The 25,281-nt window shown below is 37.5% G+C and carries 28 protein-coding genes, 2 pseudogenes and 1 riboswitch; of the genes and pseudogenes, 5 read left to right on the top strand and 25 right to left on the bottom strand.

What is annotated here, in order from left to right:
- Nucleotides 1-102 precede the first annotated feature (102 nt).
- Nucleotides 103-2,079: a YjhG/YagF family D-xylonate dehydratase gene (locus ACERJO_RS15390; RefSeq protein WP_373648059.1), complete on the bottom strand. Its 1,977-nt coding sequence runs from the start codon at nucleotides 2,077-2,079 to the stop codon at nucleotides 103-105.
- 102 nt (nucleotides 2,080-2,181) lie between these two features.
- Nucleotides 2,182-3,111, bottom strand: a complete 930-nt coding sequence (locus tag ACERJO_RS15385) for a dihydrodipicolinate synthase family protein (RefSeq protein ID WP_373648058.1) — start codon at nucleotides 3,109-3,111, stop codon at nucleotides 2,182-2,184.
- A gap of 464 nt (nucleotides 3,112-3,575) precedes the next feature.
- Between ACERJO_RS15385 and ACERJO_RS15380 the strand changes: the two genes are divergently transcribed.
- Complete coding sequence (locus ACERJO_RS15380; RefSeq protein WP_247103617.1) at nucleotides 3,576-4,340, top strand: IclR family transcriptional regulator; 765 nt, start codon at nucleotides 3,576-3,578, stop codon at nucleotides 4,338-4,340.
- A 146-nt stretch (nucleotides 4,341-4,486) separates the two neighbouring features.
- On the opposite strand, the gene ACERJO_RS15375 is transcribed toward ACERJO_RS15380, so the two are convergent.
- The 11 genes from ACERJO_RS15375 to ACERJO_RS15325 all read right to left on the bottom strand — a co-directional run bounded on the left by ACERJO_RS15375 (nucleotide 4,487) and on the right by ACERJO_RS15325 (nucleotide 12,288).
- The gene (locus ACERJO_RS15375) at nucleotides 4,487-4,795 is read right to left on the bottom strand and encodes a hypothetical protein (protein ID WP_373648057.1); all 309 of its coding nucleotides are present in this window, start codon (nucleotides 4,793-4,795) and stop codon (nucleotides 4,487-4,489) included.
- Nucleotides 4,796-4,900: 105 nt separating this feature from the next.
- On the bottom strand, nucleotides 4,901-5,254 hold the full coding sequence (locus ACERJO_RS15370; protein ID WP_247103618.1) for a DUF2200 domain-containing protein: 354 nt from the start codon (nucleotides 5,252-5,254) through the stop codon (nucleotides 4,901-4,903).
- 123 nt (nucleotides 5,255-5,377) lie between these two features.
- Nucleotides 5,378-5,947, bottom strand: a complete 570-nt coding sequence (locus tag ACERJO_RS15365; protein WP_247103619.1) for an LOG family protein — start codon at nucleotides 5,945-5,947, stop codon at nucleotides 5,378-5,380.
- Between the two features lie 16 nt (nucleotides 5,948-5,963).
- The gene (locus tag ACERJO_RS15360; protein WP_247103621.1) at nucleotides 5,964-6,284 is read right to left on the bottom strand and encodes a MazG-like family protein; all 321 of its coding nucleotides are present in this window, start codon (nucleotides 6,282-6,284) and stop codon (nucleotides 5,964-5,966) included.
- Nucleotides 6,285-6,427: 143 nt separating this feature from the next.
- The gene (locus tag ACERJO_RS15355) at nucleotides 6,428-7,180 is read right to left on the bottom strand and encodes a GNAT family N-acetyltransferase (protein ID WP_373648056.1); all 753 of its coding nucleotides are present in this window, start codon (nucleotides 7,178-7,180) and stop codon (nucleotides 6,428-6,430) included.
- A gap of 114 nt (nucleotides 7,181-7,294) precedes the next feature.
- The gene (locus ACERJO_RS15350) at nucleotides 7,295-8,035 is read right to left on the bottom strand and encodes a class I SAM-dependent methyltransferase (RefSeq protein WP_373648055.1); all 741 of its coding nucleotides are present in this window, start codon (nucleotides 8,033-8,035) and stop codon (nucleotides 7,295-7,297) included.
- A gap of 175 nt (nucleotides 8,036-8,210) precedes the next feature.
- A complete protein-coding gene (locus ACERJO_RS15345) occupies nucleotides 8,211-9,092 on the bottom strand; it encodes a GNAT family N-acetyltransferase (protein WP_373648054.1) in 882 nt (293 codons plus the stop codon).
- Between the two features lie 634 nt (nucleotides 9,093-9,726).
- Nucleotides 9,727-10,260 carry a GNAT family N-acetyltransferase gene (locus ACERJO_RS15340; RefSeq protein ID WP_373648053.1) on the bottom strand — a complete coding sequence of 178 codons (534 nt, stop codon included), beginning with the start codon at nucleotides 10,258-10,260 and terminating at the stop codon, nucleotides 9,727-9,729.
- Between the two features lie 139 nt (nucleotides 10,261-10,399).
- Nucleotides 10,400-10,936, bottom strand: a complete 537-nt coding sequence (locus ACERJO_RS15335) for a GNAT family N-acetyltransferase (RefSeq protein ID WP_373648052.1) — start codon at nucleotides 10,934-10,936, stop codon at nucleotides 10,400-10,402.
- A 65-nt stretch (nucleotides 10,937-11,001) separates the two neighbouring features.
- The gene (locus tag ACERJO_RS15330) at nucleotides 11,002-11,307 is read right to left on the bottom strand and encodes a hypothetical protein (protein ID WP_247103632.1); all 306 of its coding nucleotides are present in this window, start codon (nucleotides 11,305-11,307) and stop codon (nucleotides 11,002-11,004) included.
- 417 nt (nucleotides 11,308-11,724) lie between these two features.
- Nucleotides 11,725-12,288, bottom strand: a complete 564-nt coding sequence (locus ACERJO_RS15325) for a DUF6434 domain-containing protein (protein ID WP_373648051.1) — start codon at nucleotides 12,286-12,288, stop codon at nucleotides 11,725-11,727.
- 291 nt (nucleotides 12,289-12,579) lie between these two features.
- On the opposite strand from ACERJO_RS15325, the pseudogene ACERJO_RS21080 reads away from it, so the two are divergent.
- A pseudogene (locus tag ACERJO_RS21080) lies at nucleotides 12,580-12,663 on the top strand (L,D-transpeptidase); the annotation flags it as partial.
- Nucleotides 12,664-12,838: 175 nt separating this feature from the next.
- On the opposite strand, the gene ACERJO_RS15320 reads toward ACERJO_RS21080, so the two are convergent.
- From ACERJO_RS15320 to ACERJO_RS15300, 5 genes are read right to left on the bottom strand one after another with little or no spacing between them, the layout of a single operon-like run.
- Nucleotides 12,839-14,422, bottom strand: coding sequence for a SagB family peptide dehydrogenase (locus ACERJO_RS15320; protein WP_247103636.1), 1,584 nt, complete (start codon nucleotides 14,420-14,422; stop codon nucleotides 12,839-12,841).
- 25 nt (nucleotides 14,423-14,447) lie between these two features.
- The gene (locus ACERJO_RS15315; protein ID WP_373648050.1) at nucleotides 14,448-16,388 is read right to left on the bottom strand and encodes a TOMM precursor leader peptide-binding protein; all 1,941 of its coding nucleotides are present in this window, start codon (nucleotides 16,386-16,388) and stop codon (nucleotides 14,448-14,450) included.
- Complete coding sequence (locus ACERJO_RS15310; RefSeq protein WP_373648049.1) at nucleotides 16,388-18,349, bottom strand: putative thiazole-containing bacteriocin maturation protein; 1,962 nt, start codon at nucleotides 18,347-18,349, stop codon at nucleotides 16,388-16,390. The genes ACERJO_RS15315 and ACERJO_RS15310 overlap by 1 nt, the downstream gene beginning before the upstream one ends.
- Nucleotides 18,350-18,616, bottom strand: a complete 267-nt coding sequence (locus ACERJO_RS15305; protein WP_306421073.1) for a hypothetical protein — start codon at nucleotides 18,614-18,616, stop codon at nucleotides 18,350-18,352.
- A complete protein-coding gene (locus ACERJO_RS15300) occupies nucleotides 18,504-18,749 on the bottom strand; it encodes a heterocycloanthracin/sonorensin family bacteriocin (RefSeq protein ID WP_306421066.1) in 246 nt (81 codons plus the stop codon). The genes ACERJO_RS15305 and ACERJO_RS15300 overlap by 113 nt, the downstream gene beginning before the upstream one ends.
- Before the next feature lie 356 nt (nucleotides 18,750-19,105).
- Between ACERJO_RS15300 and ACERJO_RS15295 the strand changes: the two are divergent.
- Nucleotides 19,106-19,305, top strand: a pseudogene (locus ACERJO_RS15295) (IS5/IS1182 family transposase); the annotation flags it as partial.
- Between the two features lie 616 nt (nucleotides 19,306-19,921).
- Here the strand turns inward: ACERJO_RS15295 and ACERJO_RS15290 are convergent.
- From ACERJO_RS15290 to ACERJO_RS15275, 4 genes are all read right to left on the bottom strand, one after another.
- Nucleotides 19,922-20,368 carry a 2-thiouracil desulfurase family protein gene (locus tag ACERJO_RS15290; RefSeq protein WP_247103654.1) on the bottom strand — a complete coding sequence of 149 codons (447 nt, stop codon included), beginning with the start codon at nucleotides 20,366-20,368 and terminating at the stop codon, nucleotides 19,922-19,924.
- Between the two features lie 51 nt (nucleotides 20,369-20,419).
- Entirely contained in the window at nucleotides 20,420-20,635 is a 216-nt protein-coding gene (locus ACERJO_RS15285) for a helix-turn-helix domain-containing protein (RefSeq protein WP_373648048.1), read from the bottom strand.
- A gap of 9 nt (nucleotides 20,636-20,644) precedes the next feature.
- Entirely contained in the window at nucleotides 20,645-21,121 is a 477-nt protein-coding gene (locus ACERJO_RS15280; RefSeq protein WP_373648047.1) for a DUF2975 domain-containing protein, read from the bottom strand.
- Nucleotides 21,122-21,310: 189 nt separating this feature from the next.
- A complete protein-coding gene (locus ACERJO_RS15275) occupies nucleotides 21,311-21,601 on the bottom strand; it encodes an RNA polymerase alpha subunit C-terminal domain-containing protein (RefSeq protein ID WP_373648046.1) in 291 nt (96 codons plus the stop codon).
- Between the two features lie 185 nt (nucleotides 21,602-21,786).
- Between ACERJO_RS15275 and ACERJO_RS15270 the strand changes: the two genes are divergently transcribed.
- Entirely contained in the window at nucleotides 21,787-22,239 is a 453-nt protein-coding gene (locus ACERJO_RS15270) for a MarR family winged helix-turn-helix transcriptional regulator (RefSeq protein WP_373648079.1), read from the top strand.
- A 26-nt stretch (nucleotides 22,240-22,265) separates the two neighbouring features.
- The gene (gene paiA, locus ACERJO_RS15265; RefSeq protein WP_035341123.1) at nucleotides 22,266-22,784 is read left to right on the top strand and encodes a spermidine/spermine N(1)-acetyltransferase; all 519 of its coding nucleotides are present in this window, start codon (nucleotides 22,266-22,268) and stop codon (nucleotides 22,782-22,784) included.
- Between the two features lie 65 nt (nucleotides 22,785-22,849).
- On the opposite strand, the gene ACERJO_RS15260 is transcribed toward paiA, so the two are convergent.
- From ACERJO_RS15260 to ACERJO_RS15250, 3 genes are all read right to left on the bottom strand, one after another.
- Nucleotides 22,850-23,164, bottom strand: coding sequence for a DMT family transporter (locus ACERJO_RS15260; protein ID WP_373648045.1), 315 nt, complete (start codon nucleotides 23,162-23,164; stop codon nucleotides 22,850-22,852).
- The gene (locus ACERJO_RS15255) at nucleotides 23,164-23,505 is read right to left on the bottom strand and encodes a DMT family transporter (protein ID WP_373648044.1); all 342 of its coding nucleotides are present in this window, start codon (nucleotides 23,503-23,505) and stop codon (nucleotides 23,164-23,166) included. The genes ACERJO_RS15260 and ACERJO_RS15255 overlap by 1 nt, the downstream gene beginning before the upstream one ends.
- Before the next feature lie 203 nt (nucleotides 23,506-23,708).
- Nucleotides 23,709-23,804, bottom strand: a riboswitch (guanidine-I (ykkC/yxkD leader).
- 63 nt (nucleotides 23,805-23,867) lie between these two features.
- Entirely contained in the window at nucleotides 23,868-25,058 is a 1,191-nt protein-coding gene (locus ACERJO_RS15250) for a DUF4317 domain-containing protein (protein WP_373648043.1), read from the bottom strand.
- Between the last annotated feature and the right edge of the window lie 223 nt (nucleotides 25,059-25,281).

Raw genomic sequence — 25,281 nt, 5'->3', positions numbered from 1 at the left:
CAACGCCTTACTATAAACAGTATAGATACTAAAAAAGAACGATTGTGTTAATGGATCTAACACAATCGTCTCCCTTCTCTTCTACATCATAACAGCTTCATTTCACAGTTCATCACGAGCCAACGCCTTCTCTCCAGCCTCCAACACTTCTATAATTCGATCTACATCATAAACACTGCCACGCCACGTTCCTCCACTTACCGCCTGCAGTGATGCCCAAAGGCGGGTATCATCAGGTAGCTTAGGATTTGATTTCAGCTCTTGATGAGTGCTGCGACTATTCAACAGCTTTGTTGCATCAGCGATGGGTAGCTGATCATCTTTAGTTCCAATAAATTGAACCGTCCCTTCTAAATTCAAACAATCAATGACAATTTCAATCATATCGCCATTACGTAGCTTTCCGATCGGACCTCCGGCTAATGCTTCTGGACCAATATGACCGATACATGCTCCAGTCGAAACCCCCGAAAAACGAGCATCAGTCAATAACGAAACCTGCTTCCCAAACGGTAAATATTTAAGGGCTGACGTTAGTTGATAGGTTTCTTCCATCCCCGTCCCGAGTGGTCCACCACCGATTACGACCATCACATCACCTGCTTCGACTCCACCTGTTTTGATCGCCTTGATCGCATCCTTTTCAGACGTAAACACCTTTGCTACTCCCGTATGGCGATACACCCCATCCTCCCCAACAACAGACGGATCAATAGACGTCGACTTAATGACAGCTCCTTCAGGCGCAATATTCCCCTCTGGAAACGTCACTGTTGACGTAAGGCCTTTCTCCTTTGCTTGTTCCGGGCTCATAATAACCTCTTCCGGCTGGACACGATCAGCCGCAAATAAACGTTTTCTTATCTCGGTTCTCCGCTCTGAATGCTCCCACCAGTCTAGGTTCTCACCAAGAGTCGCTCCTGTTACCGTTTTCACATCTTCATGTAATAAACCTAGCTTTCGTAAATGCAGCATCACCTCTGGAACACCACCAGCAAGGTAAGTACGAACCGTCGGATGATAATCAGGTCCATTTGGCAAGACACTTACTAACCTTGGCGTTTTCTTGTTTATGCGTATCCAATCTTCTACAGTCGGAATACGACAGTTTGCTGCATGGGCAATCGCTGGAATATGAAGCAGCAGATTCGTAGAACCACCAAAGGCCGCGTGAACAACCATCGCATTTTCAATCGCTTTATCAGTTAGTATGTCCTTTGTCGTCAGCTGATTCTTTTCCATCGCTAATACCGCACGAGCCGATTGTCTCGCCATCTCTCCCCAAATCGGCTGTCCTGATGGAGCTAATGCTGAGTGAGTAATCGCCAAACCTAGCGCCTCTGCCACCACTTGAGCTGTTGCAGCTGTACCTAGAAATTGGCAGCCACCTCCCGACGTCGCACACGAAACACACCCTAACTCAGCCGCCTCCTTTAACGTAATTTCTTTATTAGCAAATCTCGCACCAATCGTTTGGACCTTTCCGGCGTCCTCGCCAACGGTAGGTGGCAGCGTCACTCCACCAGGTACAATAATCGTCGGCAAGTCCGCTGTTCCTGCAAGAGCAATCATCATCGCCGGTAGCCCTTTGTCACAGGTCGCCACACCCATCACCGCCTGCCGCGTCGGAAGAGAGCGGATTAACCGACGATAAACAAGGGCAGCATCATTTCGAAATGGAAATGAATCAAACATACCAACAGTCCCTTGAGAACGACCATCACACGGGTCGCTTACAAATGCAGCAAAGGGCACCCCTTTTTTTTCACGAATCTCTTTAGCTGCCTCTGACATTAATAGATCGACTTCCCAATGTCCAGTATGGTAGCCTAAGGCAATAGGACTGCCATCGTGATCTCGAATACCACCATTTGTCCCAAGTATCAGCACCTGCTTACCAAGTAGCTCTTGGGGTTTCCATCCCATTCCGACGTTTTGCGTCATACCAAACAAATCACCACTTGGTGATTCCTCAAGCATTTGTGCTGTAAGAGGTAGCTCTCCTATTGGCCCTCTCGCATGTGTTTTCACGTTGTAAATCGATTGATCTTCATCAGAGAAAATAGTATATAGTGACATAGCAACCTCCAATTTTTATTTTGTCGTGCGCAGTCGTTAAATCGTGTACGAAGCCGATCACGCAAATTCACTTACAGCCAATTTTTTTGAACCATCACATTCTTATCCCTCTCCGCTCATATCTGGCAGAACGTTTGCTTTTTCTAACACCTGCTTCACCTGTTCAACCTTCTCTTCACTTAAACGCTTCGTTGGCGGGAGTACATATGTCGATACATCCATCCCACATAGCCTCATCGCTTCCTTAATAACATTCACAAATGGACTATCAATCTTATACAATAGTGGAAGAATAGCTAGTTGCTTATAGAGCTTACCCGCTTTTACTAAATCACCTTTGCGAAAAGCCTCATAAATTCCTATTGATAACTGAGGAGCGAAATTTCCACTAGCAGAAATCACCCCATCTCCACCTAAATGAAGTGTATTTAACAAGTGATCATCAAACCCACACAAGACTGAAAAATGAGGATGCTTCCCTTTCACCTTAATAATCAACTCACGAATATGTCCGACAGAGTCAACCGTATCCTTAATACCAACAATGGTTTCGTGTGCATCAGCAAGCTTTGACACGAGGTCGACAGACAAATCCTGACCTGTGAGATTCGGAAAATTATAAAGAACAACAGGAAGATCGACAGACTTAGCAATGTCATCATAATAGCTAAACAAGTGTTCATCAGACAAAACCCAATAATATGGGTTAATGACAACAACGCCATCCGCACCGACCCGTTCGGCATCCTGACTTAACTCAATCGCTTCCCTTGTACTCGTACTTCCTGTGCCAATCAAGACAGGCACTCGCTTATTCACATAGGAAACCGCAAATTCAGCTACCTCTTTTCGTTCATTTACTGACATCTGCGAGAACTCTCCCCCCGTGCCAAGAAAGAATAAACCATTCACTCCTTCACCTATCAAATGATCAATTAACCAACTCATTTGTCTTTTATCTAGTACACCTTGCTCATTAAATAGAGTGGACACAGGCGGTATCACACCTTGAAAGCTCTTTACATTTCCCACTATGCTTCTCCTCCTAATTTGTTTTACATTATAAAACTTAGTTCTATTATTTAAAATATGGTGCTATTATATCATAGAATCAAAGACCAAAGGGAATCGTCTTGCCGTTAATAGGTTAAGAAAAACGCGTTGGTTTCTTTTATTAATTGCGTTGCGCGGAGCCGTTACAACGGTTTTCAGTTATTCTGAAAATGGGGTTCTTTCAGAATAACGTATACGAGCGAAGCCAGCGCTCTTCATTGAATAATCCCACTTGCTTCTTCGTTTCTTTTCACATTTCTTCCTCGAATTTTATGATTCTTATCTTTTGAAAAAAGCGCTGCTTCAAGACAAGGGCACCAAAAAAGTACAAATCAACTTTTTCAGTGCCCTGCTACAAGACGCCCTCTTTTCTTCACTTAGCTTCTACGTTAAAATGAAAGGGTTCGTTTATTGCAAAAATAAGAAGAATATGAGGGTGGATCATGCCAATCATTCAATCTGTCGTACGTGCTCTCACGATATTAGATCTATTTGATGAACAGACGACTGAACTTAAAATTACAGAAATAAGTACACAAATGGGACTTCATAAAAGCACCGTGCATTCATTATTAAAAACACTTCAAGAAGCCAACTACATTGAACAAAACCTTGAGAATGGAAAATATAGATTAGGGATGAAGCTAGTCGAACGAGGGAATTTAGTCATAAGTACCTTTAATCTCAGAAATGTCGCTAGAAAATATTTACTCGATTTATCAATAGAAACCGGACAAACGAGCCACCTTGGCATTTTAGACGGAGATGCCGGAGTATATATTGACAAAAAAGAAGGAGAAAAAGCATTAATTCGTTACTCAAGAATCGGTAAACGCATCCCACTTCATTCAACGGCTATCGGAAAAATTCTATTAGCGTATCAGAATGAGGAGAACGTAAAGAAGCTACTATCTGATTACGTCTTCACACCATTAACAAATAAAACGATTATGAACCATGATGCGCTACGAAAAGAATTAGATGATGTCATAAGAAAGGGGCATGCTATTGATAACGAGGAAAACGAGCCGGGCGTTCGCTGCATAGCCGTCCCGATCAAAAACCTCGAAGGCGAGCTCCTTGCTGCGGTTAGTATTTCAACATTAGTCTCAAATGTGAATGATGAACAGCTTCAAGACTATCTGAATTTACTTAAAGATACAGGTGCCAAGCTATCAGAAGAGGTGCGTTACGGAACTGCGACATAATAGAAAAAAGCATAAAAAAGGCACTGAAAAAGTAAAAAACCTTTTTCAGTGCCTTCTAGATTTTAAATTTTTTAAATGCCTCGCCTTATCCATTTTTCAATAATAAGCGAAAGTTTGGCAAATATGGGCTTCTCCCTAGATGCAAGCTACTTATTAAAAACAGCGTCCTTTCTACTGTATATGTCATAAGCAAAATAACCAAATAAATAACCAAATCCAGCACCTAAACTAGTTGCAAATAAGACAGAAATGGGAAGAAACAAACCGACAACGATACCAATATTACAGCCAAAAACCATTCCAATTGGTATTAAACTATCTAATAAACCTTGAGCACTTTTTGATTTCATCTTACCTAGTTTACCTTCGTTATATTGATGCTTCAGCCTTCCAATAACAAATACGACAATCGCTCCCACGATGACAACAGGTGCTATCGCCATGACAAATCCCACGCTAAAACCTCCTTTACTTTTACATACTCTTGAAAGTTACACATTATAGGCAAATCGTAACGACTATCTTCATCCCATCTCATTCAGCGAAGTATTATATTTGAATCATGATTTCCGCAGTATTTTCTCCATCGCTTTTCCTTTTGCTAACTCATCAATTAGCTTATCCAAATAGCGAATTTCCTGCATAGTTGGCTCTTCAATATCTTCTACTCGCACACCACAGACTACCCCTTTGATTAAAGTTCGTGAAGGGTTTAGCTTAGGAGCATCCGCAAAAAAGGTTTCAAAGTCTGTCTGTTGCTCTAATTGCGCTTCTAACTCTTGATCGCTATATCCTGTCAACCAACAAATAATTTCATCCACTTCTGCTTTCGTACGCCCTTTTTTCTCCGCTTTTGTGACATAATGCGGATAGACACTTGCAAAGCTCATTGTATAAATCTTATGCTTGGTCACGAGACATGCTCCTTTCTTTTGTTTCGTATCCAACCTTCTGTATTGTTTTTATTCAAGAATACCATAGAATTTTTAAGAACGTTTCTGCATAATCAAACTTTGTTTACAGGGGATTGACTTCTTTCATGTCCATTTTATAGTATAACTCATCTTATACGTATCTATTTTATGTAATAATTCTGCAGGATCAGAAGAGATTAAAATCAAGTCCTTATACTCTCGTTTCATAAATCCCTTTTTAATAATATGATCAATCATTTCCATCAACGGATCAAAAAAGCCATTCACATTTAATAACCCACACGGTTTTTGATGATAGCCTAATTGAGCCCATGTAAAAACTTCAAACCATTCTTCTAAGGTCCCTGACCCTCCAGGTAGAGCTACAAAACCATCTGCTAATTCTGCCATTTGTGCTTTACGTTCATGCATACTCTCAACAACAATTAATTCGCTAAGCCCTTCATGAGCAAGCTCAACATTTTTTAATTTTTCTGGTATAACTCCAATGACTTTTCCCTCGTATTCTAGCACTTTGTTTGCTATAGCTCCCATACAGCCAACTTGTGCTCCCCCATAAATTAATACTTTACCTTTATTCGCCAATTCCATACCGAATTGTTCTGCAGAATCAATATATGTCTTGTCATCTCCATAACTCGAACCACAAAATACAGCTAAATGGTTTCTCATTAAAAACACCTCTAATTTAATTGTTCTCGAATCTTTTTGTTAATTTCTTCTTATGTTCTTCAAAGACATCTTCTAGACTAATCTGATACTTGTTAGCAATTACAGCGATATTACCTAAAACATCTCCTAATTCTTCTGTTAATGCCGCTTTATTATATGTATAAGTATTTCGTTCTTCATCTGGACGATCTCTTCCAATTTCTAATGCGCGAATCGCTCGTGCCACTTCACCGGTTTCTTCTGATAAAAAACCGATTCTCACAAAAATATCTAATTCTGACCATCCTCTTAACTTATAATAATGATCGACCCATTTTTGAAAACTTTGTACATCCATAGATATGTCCTCCTCTTTCAATGTAATGCAAGTCCATAATAAAGCACAATATATAGTGATGTTTTTTTATATTAACACGATATATAGTGGATATAAAGGAAGAATTCTCATCCTAAAGGTTAGACTTCGCCAAATAAAAGGTACTAGCATTCTATCCGATACCAATATCTATACACTTCTTTAAAACCCAATTTCGAATAAAGATTTAATGCTGGACGATTATTTAATACAACTTGAAGATATGCATGTTCGGCTCCATTTTCCTTACCCCAATTTAAAATAGTAGCAATTAATTGTTTTGCATACCCTTTGTTCCTATACTTCTCATTAGTAACAATATCAAACAACCCTATGTATTCCCCCTCTAGTACGCCCATTCCACAGGTAAGTGGCTCGTTTTTGTCGTTAAACAAAATGACATAGCAAACTTCAGGAACAATCCTTTTTAATATCTTTTTCAATGTAACTTGGTCAGTACCTCTTACATGATTTAATTCACAGAAATAGAAAAACCATTTCTCATCAAAAGTGCTATATAAAACGGTTTTATTTGCAGATGGTACTTCAACATCATTCAACGATAATAATTGGACACTTGTCAAACCATCTAATACATACCCTTTTTGTTCAAGAATACGATCCAAGTCGTTGGGGAATACATTTGTCGTAAGCTTGTAAATAACTTTCAACTTTTTGCGACGATACATTTTTCTCATAGTTTCTATCTTCTCTTCTATCACATCATTTGATGAATAGAGTGGATAAATAGAATTGGCTCTTTTGGCATAACCATCAGAAAACCTTACTACCCATCCGTCAACAAGCTGTGTTTGAAGAGCTGGCAGAGCATTCATTGATAGTTCCTCTATTTTTTGGATGACTAGCTTATTATTCATTAGATTAATTCTCCCCTTGACTAACATGCTGAGATTCTCCGAAAATTTCATAAAAGCCTGAGATTATCGTTTACATGATTCTAATTAACAATCCCTATTCAGCACACATCAACACTACTTTTTCGCAATGAGCAAGAACCTTTTTGAATTTGTACGAATCCCTTTTTTGGTTCGATTGTTTTGTATGAAATCGTTCAAACTATCTAAGTCTCTTTCTCTCTTACCGAAATCAGGGATAATTGGTGTATGTTGAAGTAAAAATAGCAAATCCTCAGGTCTTTGATAATAGTCGATTGCATCGTATTCAAACGATTGAACCTCAGAAAAGCCCGCATCGTATAGGTCCGTTACATACCTTTCCTTTAACGTACCATCGACTTCCCCAAAAGATTGTCCCCGTCCAAAAGCTGTCTTTACATTTAATTTATCAGCTTCACTTACTTGTTGTGTCAAAAAAGTCCCGCCATTCTTTAATACCTTAAATACTTCTGTTGGAGCAAACGGTGCATGGCAGGCTGAAATAACATCAAAAAAATCGATAGGAAAATGCAAATCATCAGACGACATTTGGGGAAATCGGACGTTTAATGCTTTTGATTTTCTAAGATTCGATCGAGCGGTCTCCATCATTCCCATTGAAAAGTCAATTCCAACTAAGAACATCAAGGAAGAGGCGATTCTTAATACGTTTTCGCCTCCACCCGTTCCAATGTCCAAAAGAACATCTGAACGTTTGCTTCTTTTCATAACTTCTTCGTAAAAATCCCACTTAACCCCTTCAGTCTCCACTTGTAAATGACTAAAATCCCATCCATTTACTTCTCCAACCTTATCGTAAAATTGTAATTCATCCATGTTTATAACCTACTTTTCAAATGTTTTAAAAATAATACCGCTCTCATTTAAACTGCTATAAAAGCATCTATTCTTTACCGTTAAATTAAGGTCTATTCCAAAACAAAGTTCTTATTAAGAAAGGAAGGATCTCCCCCTCTTACGTTGTATCGAAACAACTGCACAGATTGCTTGTTTAAGCTTGAGATGTAATTGGATGTTTAATATGCGATGGAAACTCTTCGTCCCCATTAGTTTTTACGAATAATACGTCATCTCCGTTAAAAATTTCTCTTTTCATATTTATTTCTTGATAGTCGGGGGTATAGTGGAAGACAATTTTCTTCGTGTTTTGATTAGAAATGGTTGAGAGAACCTTATTCATATTGACCTCTTTTTTACTTACAATATCAAAAATATCTAGCTGGTGATTCTCTTGCTTAAAAATGACGATGACTTGTTCATCTTGTACATAGTAAATATGATTGTTGAAAATAGACATACAATAATACATGAGTAATTCTTGAGTGTTAACCGTACCAAAACGCTTTGATACAGGAATTCTTTCTAATGCAAAATGATAAATGAATTGAAGGTCTTCAACACGAGTACCGTCTAATTTACGTAAAGTTTTCACTTCTGTTGACTTAACTAACCATTCCATTGAGAACTGATGTTCATGAACACGTTTAAATCCGAATTTAGGGTAAAAGCCCAATACAGTCTGATTTGCAAATAAATAGATAAAATCACTTTTATTCTGGTATTCTTCTAAAACCTTACTCATTAAACGTCCTGATAGCCCTCTATCTCGATAATCAGGATGTGTCATAACGGTCCCTATTTGTATAGCTCTTTTTTTCTCACTGTTTATGATTACATCCACTTGATTAACCGAGAAATTTGCTATGACATGATCATTTTGTACATATGAATACGGAATATATCGGTGTGTCCAATAGTTATTTTGATACCAATCTTCAAAATGGATGCCAAAAACGAACCTAGCTAGTTCATTGAAGCTATTTCTTAATTTTTTATTATCTTTATAATCCTTATAAAAGGTTATCTTGGACATTTTGTCACCTACCAGATGAGCTTTTCGTTCCTTCAACAAGCTCTCTTATCAATGTTCTTTTGAAACGTTTTATACAAATCCATAAACATGTTTATACCGTAACCAAATACAACTGAGCTTATTATCATTGTGAATAATGAAAGCTCATGATTAAAACCGAACAACAAGAAAACGAATAGTACACTTAACGAATATAAAGCTACTTTGAAGATTGCATTCATCTTATGATCACTTCCTATAAATCATTTTGGTTTTCACTTTGACACTCCTACTCACTCACTTTAGTTAAACTAGACTGAACACTAGGACCATACTCAATCCAATTACTGCTCCGACATCTGGTGCGAAACTTCTATTCCCTTTTCTTTTCTCCAATATTGTCATCAATTTCCAAAGTATGACTAATATAATGGCTATGCTTATGACTGTATGACTAAAAGCTGCACTGAATGTACTATGATCAGATATTAGGACTACGGATATGGGAGTGACCACTAACAAGGCTGCACTCACATACAAGAGCCATTTCAATTTATTCATTTTAATGAAAAGTTCCTCTCATTTTTAAAATTCCTTTCACAGCTTGTATACTCCTGTAAAAGACTAGAGAAGCTGTCGCTAATTATAAAAAAAATCATGTACAATATTCAATTAACCAACAATCCTCGTATTCACCTTCGTGCAACTCATTTTTAGGAATTAGCTTTACTTTTTTAAATCCACATTTCTCGTAACATCTAATAGCCCGCTTATTTCTTGTTTGAGGGTCCATCACTACTCTTTCCACCTGCATTTCTTCAGTTAAATATCGCAACATAGATGATACAAGTAGTGTTCCAATCCCTTTATTCCAATACGCTACTTCACCAATAAATTGATCTGCACCATATACATTTTCTGTGGTATACCCATAGGATTTTTGCGTTTCTTCATCCAATTGATAGAATTGAACATATCCAATTTCATTACCGTCAAACTCCACAATACATCTGACTTCATTATCTTCAGGTAGAAAAAATTCCCTTTCAATCTTTTCTATATCAAACGGACTATCTCTCCCTTCATAAAATTCAAGAACTTTAGGGTTTGACAGCCATTTTGTTAACAGAAACTTATCCTTTTTTTCTAATTTTCGAACTTTTAAGTGACCATTTTGAAAGATCGTCATTAAATCGCCATCCTCAACCACTTTATTTATATTTCAATACTATGGTTTACTGCTTATTTCCAAACGAAATGTCAAAAGAATTCACCTATAACCATTAAGAAAAAAGATTGCTTATTTCAGCACTCGACAACATTAAAACCTACACTTTTTCTCTTTCAAACCATTCATATTCTAAAATACTCATCTCCCATAAACTCCAATAATCCTCACCTATTTTTCTTGACTCTCTGAGCAATCCTTCTTTTACAAATCCTGATTTTTCATAACAAGCAATCGCCGCGTCATTAAAATTAAACACTCCGAGACTAACTCGATGTAAGCGAAGCTCCTCAAAGGCAACTTTAAGAATTTCTTTCATCATTTGTTGACCTATCCCTTTTCCTCTTATACTTTTTTCACCAACTAAGACCTTTCCAATTCTTGCTGATTTGTTGATTCTATCAATCTTCCCTAGTGAAATATGCCCAATAACTTTTCTTGTTTCTTTTTCTACGACGCTATAAACTAAACTAATAGAGTGATCTTTGTTCGCCTTTTCAATGTAGCTTTCTAATTGTTGTTCATCTAAAGGAAATCTAAAAGAAGGACCTCCCCATTGAAGTAATAATTCTGGTGTTTCAATCCAGTTAATCAGTTGCTTAAAATGGGTGCGCTCAAAAAATATTAATTCAACCATATTATAGGTCTCCTGTTTATTGTAATAGAGGTTTTATCCAACTAGCTTGCATCACTTGTTGACGTTTAATCACTTATCGTTTCTTTTCTCCGTTTCAACCTTTTAGTGACAAAATTGATAACCACGTAAATGATTATTACATTCAATAATATACTTAAAGGATTAATGTGTAAGCCGTCATTACCTGTGAAAAAATTAGTTCCAAACCATATACTATTAGGCTCCCTTTGATAAATGGTTATACTTGTTAAAGGGTAGCCATACGTATATCTTCCCATCCCATCACTCATAAAGCGGCTAGGGACTAAAACGACTATTATCGCACAAAGCAATACACTGTATCCCACGATTGTATGATTAATCCGCTTCAAAATACCACCTCATTAATCGTATTTTTCTACAAGCCTTCACCCGTTTAGCAGCTAAAAAGCAGCCCCTTTCATTCATGCCCGTTTTCTGTCCTTGCATTTTACACTCCACAACGCGAGATATTGAATGACAACCATCATTGAACCTAAGATTAGAACTAAAATAGGCCTTGTACTACGTTCTGCATAGACATAAACACAGATGATACCAATGACCAGTATGATCAAACAGGATAATGTCACTATTATTATTTCCTTCTTCATAATCCCTCCTCCATTTCCGAATATGTATTCCTCCTCGGTTTTACTATCCTTCCATTTTAACATTAATTTCCTTTTTATAAAGAGAAGAAGCGTCCTTTTTAGGGTACGCTTTCTATCTTCTTTCATATAATCTATTTAACAATTTAGGAGTTTAAATTACGGGGTATATTTATTACTTCCTGGTAGACTTTTGATTGTATTCCAAGCTTCAATTGCTTCTTTTCGACTTTTCTGTTGATTTTTCGGGTCCGTATAAAAATCACGTATAAATTGGTTGTATTCAAATTGAGGAGCGATTTTTTTCTTGTATGTAGGATCTTTTTTTCGTTCTTCTTCCTCATTCCATGCATCCACAACATCACGATACGTTTTTCCAATATTATTTTTAAAGTAGTTTTGGATATAGGTAGAAAAATGAAATTTAGGGATGATCGTCTTAAAGAATGCCCGTACCTCTTGACTGCAACGATGATTTTCCGTAATGACGGTCTCAAGGTTTAATTCTAAATCGTTATCGACCTTATTGCTTACCCTTGATTTTCTAATTGGCTTTTTAATCTCTCCTGTATCGATATATGTACGAATCCTATCAGAAATTTCTACTTTTGAACCAGAAGTACTTATGCCATTCTCTCTACAAAATGTTTGTAGCTCTTCCTTTAACCAGTAGTAATCATTGAAATCTTTCATACTCACTTCTTTTGTTAGGTTCGGCCTCATATCCTTCACCTCCTTGTACTCTCAACCAATTATAGAACATACATTCCCCATCCGTCTATTGTTTTTTACCATATGATGCCTCATGATACATATCTGTTCTTCATGAAAATTCAATAATCCTTATTCCATTAAAGTGCCCGATTGTTGAATATTCTTTTTCTATTGAAGAGTATCGTTGTACTGTACATTACTTTAAAGCATCTATGTACATTCTCTTTTAGGACGGAGAAATTATTGAGGCTGTAGTTGAAATAAGGGATGTTACGTAGATAAAAAACAAAAAAGGTAAATGGTAAGAATGTCTCCCATGAATGTATTCGAATGCTTAATCATGATGTTCTAGAATTAGCATCAAGAGTGCAAATTAATACTTGAGTGGATTCATAAATACTCTGTTAAATCTCACCTCCTTTAATGCAAAGTTGGTCCAAAAGCGGCATAAAGGAGGCATTTTCCTATTTTCAATGATCTTGCTCAAGTTCAGTACCTATGAAATCCTATACCGTATATATCCATTCTTGCATGAAAAAGTGCGTTACTCTTGCCTTACCTAGCTAAGCAAACTCCCTCTTAACCAGGCGCGTGGATGGTATGTTCCGACGGGAATTTGGATCAAGCTGGTTTTTCCTTTCGAACCGATCTTGTAAAGTTCATCACATTGATTCGCATTGAACCCTAACAACGGATGCCCCCCCATTCCTAAAGCACACGACACCAAGAGCAGCCGTTGCACGAGAATGCCCGCTTCCATCTGTTGAATACGGTATCCTCTATACCCAAATATCTCTTTGAGGTGATCCCTGTCTCCAACCACATGCATACAGAGTGGAACTTGATACAAATTCACATTGGGCATGGTTAATCCAGATTGTAATAACTCCCGGTAATCCCCCTTGGTTATTCTCCGAAGTGCCCGAGTGCCATTGTCATAAGAATAGGCACCATTAGGGATTCCCTCTACATTATAAAAACTGCCATATAAAGACAGACGAGTCTCAATCTGGCCCTGTGTATCATCAAGGTCATTTTGATAAGAGAAGGAAAATGTCTCTTTTAATAAAGTAGATAGTTGTGCTTGACTTACCTTCCCTAACATAAAATCGTTATCAGGAGAATACCGCTTCCTGCAAACAGATGCGAGATCGTACGATAAACACTCTGTAAATGGAAGAAAGGCCATCTCTCTCTCTAAGAGAAGTTTCTCACAATTCTTTTTCTTTATTTTAATAAATGACTGCGATGTTTCAAACATCGATGCTTCATTAAGTTTTCTCAGCATCGGATAATCAATCACTCTCTTTGAATAATTACAGGATACATGATTCAACTCTGGAACTTCCCGACACAATTCAGAAGCAGAAACTGCTTCTCCACTTTTTTGAACGTTGTCAACACGAGTCATTGGTGGTTTCATACTTAAAGGGATAACCGCATATACACTTTCCTCCTGTTCGGATAACCCAAGTAAATGATTAATTGACCGATCAAGAAATTGATAACATACTCGTGTAGAGAACCCCATCCGATTGGCCACTTCTAATGATTGCCCAATTAACACACCTGCATCTAACCCTTGGAGTCTGTAGGAGAAATTATTGTATTTATAAAAATTTTTCCAAAAAACGGTCGAGACAAAAACGGTACAAAAACAATCCGAAATAGGAAGACCATTGTCAATACTTCTAAATAAGTAGAAATCGTAATTTCCTTCTCGTAACAAAATAAGACGATGATGCGCCACATCATAATGGTAAATTCCATTGGGAACGTCATCCAGCTTTACATAGACGTATAGTTCATTAGGATACAACGCCCCGCCTGAGGGAACAAATCTCCGTAAAGACTGAGTATAGCTCACATTTTTTTCTTTGGTTCCATCTATTAAAGTAGATTGAGAGTACTGATTTAGACCGTATATATACCATAAGAAATGACCAAGCTCTTCAAGACGAGGGTTTAGATCATCTTCTCTCTTCTTGATTGTTAAAGGTATTTCTGCAGTAAGGTGGATCTTTGGTAAACCGTGGTACAATTTATATGGAAGCGGCGCATCTTCCCAGTCCACCTGCCAATCTAGGGGAAAGATTTTATCCGTGTCAAAATGTAGTCGATATAGAAATGTTTCTAGCTCCAAAATCTTTTTACCTCCTACTCCTCCATTACGGGAATGGATGGGGGAATGGATTAAGCTGTTCATACAATAACGGCTTCTTCACAAATCCTAGTTTCATTGGTACCGTGAGTACCCTCTCCAACCCTTTCACACGGGTGAGGTGATGCCCAAATGTCATTGGTAACATACCGGGAATTAATACCTTTACACAGAATAATCCATTCCTTTTGGTTATAGGTGTGGTTTGGTCAACCACAATAACATCAAGGTTTAAACGGTGTAACCTCTGAAGAATATCCTGAAGATCATCTTTTAAATCAGTATTGGCCGACGGTTCCTTAAATTCCTCAGCAAACGTACGCATAGGACGATGATTATCCAATAAAAAATCCAGTCGTTCCTCTGCTTCTTTCAGACCGTATAGCATACCGTGATCCTCCATGGTACGTACTGCAAACGGATCTTTAAGCATCCTTTTATATTTATGTCGGTTTTTCTCCAATTTTTCGTCATCCCTAAACATCATTCCTGCAAGCTCATAAATCGAGCTTTTTACAGCCCTGATTGGATCAGGGTTAGCACCTGCTGCACAAATAATGTTTACGCCCTTGGACCTTCTGCTTTTTGCCACTGCCCAAACACTTGGAATCTTATGTTCCATAGTCGAATTGTAAAAATAAAGGTCATAACCAGTAACCTCAGAAATACGGTCAACCATCAGCTGTAATTCTATATCATTAGCTGAGCGAAGATTAAGCGGCTGGAGGGGAAGCCTTGCATACCAAGTTATCAAAAAAGAATCTCGCTCGACAACTTCCATAATGGCATGGAAAATGGCTTCTTCTCTAGTCCCCCCTATTGCACATCCGTTTGATGTTTCATATACAAAACCCTTCCCGCAGCCTAAACTATAGTAGGCAAGTAACTCTGGAATCAGAATAGGACGTTCTTGTAAGAACGAATAACCCCAGACCCAATTCATTGGGGAATCAGGTTTAAATGGTTTAAACGGAAAATCAGTCTTTTCATATTGAACGGTTTCATGCAAACCAACACAAGCAGGATTTAGTGCACTATTTTTTAAATGATGATAACTATCATGAACAACCGTCCTTTTTCCTCGAGGTTCGATTCCGCAATATCGTTCCAAACCTTCCAAAATAGCAGTCAGCTCACTCATTTCATAAGAATTAGACCTCCCTGCTACTCCCTCATCCCCTCCAAACATAGGCATGTTCACTAAAACATCAGCAAATGGCAGCTTGACATCCTGCATTTTCCCATTCATGAGCCCAGATCGATAATCGAAATAATCTTTGACTAGCACTGCTTTTAATTCATCCATCGAACGACTGCGATAACCGCTACTATCGATTTTAGGACTAGATTCTAACCGAATTTGAGCTAATTCTGATGTATCATTTGGTAATGAACTGCACATCGGGCACGATGGGTTAGGCAAGAAAAAGTGAAGGGAGTTCGACAACGTTCTCATGTTCGTAATGAAAACTTTCTCTTCTAAGTTGCTGGATACTCCTTGAAGAATCCTCCTTACTTCATTACTTATCAAAGTTGCCATTTGCGACAGTCCTATTCGTGATGCCCAAGCATCTTGCAGTATACCTTCTTCTGCTGGCATTCCCCTTTGAAACTCCCACATTTCTTGACGGTCAAATCCCGCTATAATACGCCGCATATCAGCACAATAAGAACATCCCGTTGTATCCGGGCGAACGAATGGACCAATAATTCCCTCTCCAAACGAAATGAAACCACGAAGCCATGGAATACCAGCATCCCTAAATCGCTCTTCCGCTTTTTCATGAACAGATGGATGCCAGGAATCATGGAGCACCAAAGCTAATTCTGTTTCATCTGGAAGGTCTTCTACTATACTTTGTCGCTTTATGAGATGGGTTCCGGACAATTGATGATAAACAAAATCTGCTAATAAACCACTTCCATCCATTAGAATTATGGTTGCCATTACAATTCCTCCTCTCGAACCTGTATACCAAACACCCCTGCTAGCTCCTGTTTTAAGAAAGGTTCGAACGAAAGATCATAAATACACAGGCGTTTCCTGTTTTGTTTTAAGATCGCAATTGAAGATTGTAATAGCTCTAATTGAGTCATTTCAACACAAGAAGGAATGTTGAGTTTGGATTCCTTTTTTTCAAGAAAATCGGCTGGCTCCATTTCATGTCTTACCACTGAATTCACCTTGTTTTGAGTAGGTAAAAGTGCTTGTTCTAATGCATTTCGTAATGCCAACGTCGTATTTAAACCTACCCTAGTGTACCAACGACCATTCGACCTGATCCGTATGACAGGGAAGCCTAGAATATCCTCTCTTACATCGATAATTGGTGAACCATTTAAGGTAGTTAACGCATCTAAATAATATCTGCATTGCTGATCTTCTATTGATTCTTGCTGCAATTCAAAGTACGTATTGGTCTGATCAGCATTTCTTTCTTTCCACTCTTCATCTAAATATCGTTGCAGCCCTCGACATACAGCCTCTTCAATTGTTTCCCCTGCACCGATGCCCATTATTCCTTCTGGTATGGTCGAGTCAATCTGATCATTCTGATTTTTAAATCCCTTACCATGTGAATGAATCAATTGTGAAACATACATTTCAATGCCCGTCAGTCCAGCATGTCTTTTTGCTTCCTCATGTGTAAAACCAACACAAACAACTTCTGAAAGAAGTGCGGCCGGTCCGTAAGTCAACGGGTTAACTGCTTGAACATAACACTGAGCCAGAGGAAGCTGTGTCAAATCTCGTTCCTCCCATGAATGGAAGATTCCTACCTCTTCGGAAGTTAGCTGACTAAAATATTCCAATAATTTACTAGGTGTGGTATTTCTGTTCAATTCATGTTTAATTCTTAAATCAAGGTCTTCAATCAGCTTGGGGGTTAGACTTTTTGACGTAACCAACGGATGTGTGAGGAATGATAACCAGTTACCTACCAATGTTTCAAGATCAAGCAGGTAAATTTGGTTACTTTGAGTTGAATCTGCAATTCCTACAGCCTTCTTGAAAAATTCAAATACAAGGACATTTGCCAGGATCGATCCGGCTGTCGGAGAGAAATTGTTAGACTGTTGACCTGTTTGAACGACAGGCTGATGAAGGCGGCGCCATGCAGACTCCCAGCATCCATCTGATTCCGGATGGACAAATGGACCCGCTAGTCCTACTTGCTCTATACATATGGCAGGTAGAAATACTTTCCTTTCCTCTTTGCAAACGATGTTAAGATTCCTTATTTCATTTACATTTCCATCCTGCGAAACATACAAAACACAATCATAAGGATGCACCGCTTTTTTTAAAATACTTCTGTACTGCCCTTTTTCAAAAGGGACCTCCTTTACCTCAACCTCAGAATCATCTTTTTGGGCATGCTGCACCAGTTCATGAATCCGGTGCCGATTTGTAGGCATTGATTGCGATAACATAAAGTCGAATTTAGGAAGTCCCGATTCGAGTAATGCACCAACCAATGAAACCAGAATAGTCCCAGCTCCGACTGCTAAAATTTTAGCCTGACGGTATTCTTGAAAGTGGTACGCACCAGAATCAACAAAATTTTCGATAAATTCAATTTGTGAAGAATATTTTTCAAGAACCGTAAGATTTAATTGGTGAGGACGATCTTGACTTAGATCTCGTACAAAGCCCTTCTGATACAACGTTTCTCCAATCTCATATACTCTCTTCTTATATGAGGATGATAGTCCCTCTGTCAATTCTCCCAATGTTTGCTCTCCGTTGAACATCGGCATCAGTGTTTCAATCCATTGATAGATAGTACTCCCTTTTATACGGAATGAACTCTCGTTATTTCTAAAGTACACACCACCTTCTTGATCTGGTTGATAAAATGTATCTTTTTTTACCTTCAGACGTGTAGAAGCGTTAAGTTTTGTCATTCAGCTCCTCCTTATTTCTAATCGATTCAAATTAGGCACTATCATTTTATGTAGTTTTATTTGTCCCTTATGATTAACTAAAAAAGTAATGCCCTGCGATAAATCATGCAGGGACATTTTTTCCATTAAATAACTAAATTTCCTTGAATAACGATTACCTTCCCCCACAGCGGAAACAGTTATGACATCGAAAACAGTTAAAGCAGTTAAAGCAGTTAAAGCAGTTAAAACATTGAAAAAAGCAGCTGAAGCAACGAAAACCGCCACAACGATGGAAGCCTCCGCCTCCAAACAGAGCAAATTGACGTGCATCTTCACTATAAGTGTTCATAGGAGTTAACTCACTAACTTGGAAATCACCCATCTCCAAATTTTGCAATTGATTTTGATAATTATGCATTTATTCTTCTCCTTTGTATTTAGTTTTCAGGTTAAACCGACACCTGATGGGAGAGGCAAACGAAGTTATGAATCAGATTTGGTTCATTTAAAACCATCAGATATTCCGTGTACTCTCTTCAACAAAATATGATTCCTTTTAGGTGATTGTTACTGATGTTAGTGCCTAAATTTCATTGCATGTTTTTATTTCTTGCATAAATCGATAGACGCTTAATAAAAAGAAAAGGGGCTGTATCAAAAGGTCATAAAAATGACCTTTTGACAGCCTCTTTTTTATGCCAAACATTCAAAAAATCGCCTCTTTCGGTATAATGAAGTTACCACTACCACATTAACGAAAGAAGGCGATTTTTTATGAGCAACCAAACGGTCACTTTGCAAGATTATATATGAATCAGAATCAGCTGTATCTTCGTATGGATTTTTCTAATTTAATTCCTGAGGATCACGTTGCCCAAATCGTGAGCGACATGATCGATACCCTGGACGATCAACTGTTTTTTAATGTGTATAAAGGAGGCGGTCGTTCCGCCTACCACCCGAAAATGATCTCTGCCCCCGAGATAATGTAACCGAATCGCCTTTCCAACTAGAAGGCACAATTGTTACAGGGTTCCAAGTCCTACAAATTGATGTAGCAACTATTCGATTTAAAGTTATCGTTCGAACAACTCTTACAGCAACACGACCAGTTGTCGCAAGGTACTAAACTCGTTCAAGATGTTAATCCAAATCGGTGTGAATAAGAATAATATTTTTTATACAGTAAAAAATCAGCCTTATTAAATGAATAAAGCAATTACTTTTAAATTGAGGTAATTGCTTTATAATCATTTGAGGAAAAGGGAATTACGATAAGTCAATTCTTTACCCTACATAGTAACCCTTAAGTACCCCGGTTGCTTCTAAAACTTTTTAAACTTTCCAAGTTAGTATTCCTGTAGTGAGTTAATTTCAACTTTGAAAAAAATAGAGCCCCTCAGTAAGATAAGAGAGTATTGACACCATTCTATTACTCAAATTCTAAGAAGGAACTCTTATATGGAGTTTGAAATGCAAGACAAACAAAATTAACTAATAGAAAGAATTTCCGATTTATAAAGATCATGACATTAGCGAAACCAGGATTTCAAGAATTGCTTCCATTAATTAAATAGCTTCAAGAAATCTTTAAACAAAATCCTCCTCTGAAATCACTTGAATACCATTTCTTTTTAGTAAGGCTGAAGTAACACCATTTCCAACAACCCTTTTACCCTTGAATTCACCGTTATAAATCATTGAACTACCACAGGATGGACTATTCTCCTTGAGGATAACGATTGAAGCATTTATTTCTTTAGCTTTATGTAAAGTAGCATGAGCACCTTCAAGGTAAAGGGCCGTTACATCTTTACCTGATTTCTCAATGACTTTAGCATTTCCATCCAGTACATCTTCTCCGTTTCCGCCTACTATTTCAGCCGGCTCCCTCGGAGTTAAAAATCCACCAAGCAGCTCGGGACAAATCGTCACAGCTTTCTTCTCACTAACTAGCTTACTGATCCGATTATCCAAGCTATGTGTACCGTTATATCTCACTTTTAATCCAGCTAAACAGGAACTGACCAAAATCATGAACATCACCTCACAAGTACATGTATTCTTAATCAAGTGAATTCATTTACTTTATTCCATTACAGCATCTTTATACTCTAAAATATCTCCAGGTTGACAATCTAATGCCTTACAAATTGACTCTAACGTTGAGAACCTAATAGCTTTTGCTTTTCCATTTTTCAATATCGATAGGTTAGCCATCGTGATTCCAACTTTCTCTGATAGTTCTGTTACACTCATTTTTCTCTTTGCTAACATGACATCAACGTTAACTATAATGGTCATTCTATCACCTCAAACGGTTAAATCATTTTCTAATTTCATTTGAATTGCACTACTCAACAGTTCTTGAAGTACAGCAGCAAAGACAGAAATAACAAGTGTTGCAAAAACAATTGCCATACCAATCATAGCTATTCCAGGATGTAATGCATTTACAAAAAATAAAAACAACATACCTATTATATAAAGAATAATGATGGTCATTGCACTGTATTTAATGTGTTTTAATGAATGTACAGCTAATTCCGAGAAAGCATTCTCATTTTTAATAACACTTAAAAGTTTAAAGGCATGATACAGTGAAAAGAAAAAAGGAATTGCTGTCATATATATACCAATTAGAACCGGAAACCTCAAAAACGCATATTCAGGATTCATCGTTGCCGAACGTTCTGCAAGTGAAGGTAAAATAAACAGAGACACGCAAATCGTTATAAGACCTATAATAAAAATAGAGATTTTCAAAAAGACGATTGTTCCAGCTTTCATTCCCATCCCCCCTTATCTTTTCATTCATCATATATTGTTTTTTATTTAAATTCAATATTTTTTTATCGAAAAACGATAAAAAAACAACTCGTGTTTATGACCTAACAAATCCTTCTAATCAAGAAGCGACTGCCTTATTCGCAGTCGCATCCGTTTATTCAATCATACACATCACAAATTGTTGATGATTTATTTTTTAAATGATAGCCTTTCTTCTTCTAATAACGTTCTCATAGTAGGTAAGGAAGCTGGCCCAATTCCATGAATGCGTAATATTTCTTTTTCCGTATACGTCGATAGCTTTTGCAAAGTGTCAATTCCTTCATGAAGTAATGCATTTCTTGCAGGTGAACTAAGCTTCGAAAGGAAGCCGCTATTTGGCTTACTCTCCTTATCACAGGTAGGACAACTCGGGCAATCACTACTTTTGTAATACGTATGTCCCTTTTCACAAACCTTCAACGTTTTTTCGGATGTCACATTAATTCCTCCTAACTAATTTTTGATTAATGTTAACATATCACAATTTGCGTATTCATTATAGTAGCTTATAAATCAACCAAAAGTCATTAATTGTTTTTCGTTGCATTTACAACAAATTCAACGTATAGTAAATACATCATTATTGTTGCATTTGCATTAAATATTAAGTGAGGTGAACGATGATGAAGTCTATCCTACGAGAAATTGGCATGATAGCAAGAGCTTTAGATTCTATAAGTAATATTGAATTTAAAGAATATGATCTTACAAAAGGACAGTATTTGTATCTAGTGCGAATCTGTGAACATCCAGGAATTATACAAGAAAAAGTAGCCGAAATGATAAAAGTAGACCGATCAACAGCTGCACGAGCGATAAAAAAACTTGAACTACATCACTTTATCGAAAAAAAGGCCGATAAACAAAATAAAAAAATAAAAAAACTTTATCCCACAGAAAAAGGACAAAGGATCTATCCTTATATAAAAAGAGAAAATGATCATTCAAATAAGGTTGCCCTATCTGGATTTAACGATAATGAAATAGAAATGATCTTCAATCAGCTTCAAAGAATAAGAACAAACATTGAGAAAGACTGGGAATATGTAAAAAAAGGAAACAAACGAAATTATTGATTATACAAAAGGAGAGACACATTGTGATGACTACTTCTATAAGAAAATGTACCCTTGACGATTTACATACAATTCAAAAAGTGAGCTATGAAACATTTAACGAGACATTTAAGCATCAGAACTCACCTGAGAATATGGATGCCTACTTGAAGAAAGCATTTAATTTACAGCAATTAGAAAAAGAATTAACCACTCCTTCATCTCAATTCTATTTTATCTATTATCATAATCGATTAGCTGGATATTTAAAGCTCAATATGAATGATGCACAATCTGAAAGGCTAGGGGATGATGCGCTTGAAATTGAAAGAATTTATTTAAAAAATAAGTATCAAAAGCTTGGACTTGGTAAGCACTTACTAGATAAAGCTTTACAAATAGCAACAGAATACAATCAGAAAAAAATATGGCTAGGCGTATGGGAGAAAAATTCAAAGGCAATTGCTTTTTATAAGAGAATGGGGTTTGTCCAAACAGGAGCTCATGCTTTTTATATGGGAGAAGAAGAACAAACAGATTTTATCATGACCAAAATGCTTAAATAAATATGGATGACTGTCAAAAGCACTGAAAAAATAAAGATCAACTTTTTCAGTGCTCTTACTGTCTCTTAAGAGACCCATTTTAATCCTACCGCTGCTCCTAACACCATAAGAATAAACAACAGTCGCTTCCAACCTTTTGGCTCGTTATATAAAAGCATGCCGATAATGGCTCCTCCAACAGCGCCAATTCCAGTCCAAATAGCATAAGCTGTCCCCATTGAAATTGTTTCCATCGCATAAGCAAGAAAGAGAAAGCTTAACCCAAATCCAGCTATTAACAAAGCAAGTGATAGTCTTTTTCGATCTTTATGCCATTTATTGATCATCGCAACACCAAAGATTTCACAAACACCTGCTATAATTAAAAATAGCCATGCCATCAGGATTCAACCCCTTTCTGTGCGTGATCCTCTGTCACTAACTTCAAACCAATAACACCTAGTAATAACAGAAAAATAAGAACTAGTTTCACCCCTTTAAAAGGTTCGCCAAAAAAGATCATTTCAGAAAAAACCGTTCCCGCTGTACCGAGCCCAACAAATACGGCATAAACCGTTCCCACTGGAAGTCTCCTCCCGGCCATAATGAGCAAATAGAAGCTAATAATAATGGCTATCACCGTCCCTGCCCAACCCAAAGTGCCATCAGCATGCTTTAATCCAATAACCCATAAAACTTCAAAAAAAGCTGCAACAAACACTTTCAGCCAATCTCTACTCATGAAAATCCCCCCTACAAAGTCTTTTATTAACTGCGTTGTACAGAGCCATTACAACGGTGTTCAGTTACCCTTCTTTCAGCACAACACGTAACGAGCGAATGATCTCGCTAACTACTTCGGTGTTTCTTACATTTCCGTCCTCGAATTTTATACATTCTTATCCTTTGACAAAAAGAAAAAGCCTGAGAGATCACTAAAAAAGTATCTCCCAGGCTTTTATCCTTCCGTGACACAGCATAGCTGTGAGTTTTCTCTCGGACCAGACCAACAAACGTTGCGGAACCCTAGAAAACATTTATTCTATGCAATTCATTTTTATTATACACCGTTTCATGATGGTTGCAAGTGGAATACACAGTCCATTACTCTCCCAAATCATCTGCCTTTTCAAACAAAACCTCTGGAATCATATCAAAGCCTTCAATTTTCGTCGTTTCTTCCACTTCAATTAATAAGCATTGCTTGCCGTTCACATGAACTTGACGTACATACCGTAAATCCTGTGGACTAATGGATATATCAGCGATTTTCGTCTTTATTTTAATTGATTTAGACGTATATTTCGGAACAATATTATTGGCTTTCAACTCATATTTCTCATCATCAATGACGCTCTTAAAGGCAACTTCCATTTTATCCTGATCGACCTTTTCAATACCGCTGCTCGTTAATACTCTCTCGACATCGCGGTAGTCTAATTTCGGTATTTCCTCTTCCTCATTTTCTTCAATGATACGGTTAACCTCATCATATACATTTGACAATGTCCTTGTATTCATTTGATCGCCTGCAACGCTCCGAACGATTTCTTCAAACGCATCTTTATCATCTTGCGCCGTCATCATTTCTTCAGCATTGATTACGTCTTCTATGAAATCCTCGTTCAACTCATTCGTCTTGCCTGTTGAGTAAAGAATACGATTCACATCCGAAGCATTGTCCGTTATAGAAGGAAACAGAAAGCCCGTGATTGGCGCTTTTAAATCAATGATCGGATCGACGACTACATTATATTTAAACTCTTTTTCAACATAATCAAACAGTAATTCCTTCTTTGGGTCTTCCGTTCGATTCATACTACATAAGATAAATGGATGAGAATAAACCGTGTCTTGATTACTTCCTTCTACCTCTTCACTTTGACGCTTCATTGGCTTCCGGTACTCACCTCGAATAAACGTAATCACTACATCCATTTCATATTGCTTGTCCTTCAGCATCTTTTCAACGATTTGCAGCATCTGACTCGTCCATTGCTCAGTCTCTTCACTGATCAGTCCTTGGTGAAGAATGAGCTGACTACTATTTTCCACATCGCGCTGAAACTTTAACTCAAACAGCTTCTCGTCCAAATTCCCTGAAAGGACTTTCTTGAAATTAATCATAAATAACTCTTTCTGTTCATCCTCTAATAGCTCAAACGCTAAGCATTGCTGATGATACACCTCACTTGATTCTTTCATAATGTACACGTTAAATATTTCTTTTATCTCTAATTTGTCATTGTTTACTCTAAACTGTCTACGCATTTGGGCGATGTCTTTTTTATTCAAGCTGTTTTTCACTCCTACTTTCAATATCAACATCATTTTACCATAGATACGTAAGATTTCAGTGAGAGGATTTACTTTGAATATGGTCGGTTCGGTTTACTTATGATTCTATTGTCCTTCCTCACAAAAAAACACAGCACTACGTATAGCTAATGGAACCTCATTCCGCTATTTCCTTAATAGAGCTCTTTTTGGCTCCCCTTCCGGAACGTCATTCCGCTAT

Origin of the sequence: Halalkalibacter sp. AB-rgal2 (assembly GCF_041821005.1) — a bacterium.
Lineage (GTDB): Bacteria > Bacillota > Bacilli > Bacillales > Bacillaceae_D > Halalkalibacter.
Note: the sequence above shows the minus strand (reverse complement) of the source record. Positions and strands in the feature narration are given on the sequence as shown.

Excerpts from the sequence above, each read along its gene's own strand:
- ACERJO_RS15300 (WP_306421066.1), bottom strand. The coding sequence starts at position 18,749 with ATGCATAATTATCAAAATCAATTGCAAAATTTGGAGATGGGTGATTTC.
- paiA (WP_035341123.1), top strand. The coding sequence starts at position 22,266 with ATGACTACTTCTATAAGAAAATGTACCCTTGACGATTTACATACAATT.
- ACERJO_RS15360 (WP_247103621.1), bottom strand. The coding sequence starts at position 6,284 with ATGGATGTACAAAGTTTTCAAAAATGGGTCGATCATTATTATAAGTTA.
- ACERJO_RS15315 (WP_373648050.1), bottom strand. The coding sequence starts at position 16,388 with ATGGCAACCATAATTCTAATGGATGGAAGTGGTTTATTAGCAGATTTT.
- ACERJO_RS15345 (WP_373648054.1), bottom strand. The coding sequence starts at position 9,092 with ATGTCCAAGATAACCTTTTATAAGGATTATAAAGATAATAAAAAATTA.
- ACERJO_RS15325 (WP_373648051.1), bottom strand. The coding sequence starts at position 12,288 with ATGAGGCCGAACCTAACAAAAGAAGTGAGTATGAAAGATTTCAATGAT.
- ACERJO_RS15335 (WP_373648052.1), bottom strand. The coding sequence starts at position 10,936 with ATGGTTGAATTAATATTTTTTGAGCGCACCCATTTTAAGCAACTGATT.
- ACERJO_RS15390 (WP_373648059.1), bottom strand. The coding sequence starts at position 2,079 with ATGTCACTATATACTATTTTCTCTGATGAAGATCAATCGATTTACAAC.
- ACERJO_RS15285 (WP_373648048.1), bottom strand. The coding sequence starts at position 20,635 with ATGACCATTATAGTTAACGTTGATGTCATGTTAGCAAAGAGAAAAATG.
- ACERJO_RS15255 (WP_373648044.1), bottom strand. The coding sequence starts at position 23,505 with ATGAGTAGAGATTGGCTGAAAGTGTTTGTTGCAGCTTTTTTTGAAGTT.
- ACERJO_RS15280 (WP_373648047.1), bottom strand. The coding sequence starts at position 21,121 with ATGAAAGCTGGAACAATCGTCTTTTTGAAAATCTCTATTTTTATTATA.
- ACERJO_RS15340 (WP_373648053.1), bottom strand. The coding sequence starts at position 10,260 with ATGACGATCTTTCAAAATGGTCACTTAAAAGTTCGAAAATTAGAAAAA.
- ACERJO_RS15365 (WP_247103619.1), bottom strand. The coding sequence starts at position 5,947 with ATGAGAAACCATTTAGCTGTATTTTGTGGTTCGAGTTATGGAGATGAC.
- ACERJO_RS15350 (WP_373648055.1), bottom strand. The coding sequence starts at position 8,035 with ATGGATGAATTACAATTTTACGATAAGGTTGGAGAAGTAAATGGATGG.
- ACERJO_RS15355 (WP_373648056.1), bottom strand. The coding sequence starts at position 7,180 with ATGAATAATAAGCTAGTCATCCAAAAAATAGAGGAACTATCAATGAAT.
- ACERJO_RS15270 (WP_373648079.1), top strand. The coding sequence starts at position 21,787 with ATGAAGTCTATCCTACGAGAAATTGGCATGATAGCAAGAGCTTTAGAT.
- ACERJO_RS15380 (WP_247103617.1), top strand. The coding sequence starts at position 3,576 with ATGCCAATCATTCAATCTGTCGTACGTGCTCTCACGATATTAGATCTA.
- ACERJO_RS15290 (WP_247103654.1), bottom strand. The coding sequence starts at position 20,368 with ATGATTTTGGTCAGTTCCTGTTTAGCTGGATTAAAAGTGAGATATAAC.
- ACERJO_RS15310 (WP_373648049.1), bottom strand. The coding sequence starts at position 18,349 with ATGACAAAACTTAACGCTTCTACACGTCTGAAGGTAAAAAAAGATACA.
- ACERJO_RS15260 (WP_373648045.1), bottom strand. The coding sequence starts at position 23,164 with ATGGCATGGCTATTTTTAATTATAGCAGGTGTTTGTGAAATCTTTGGT.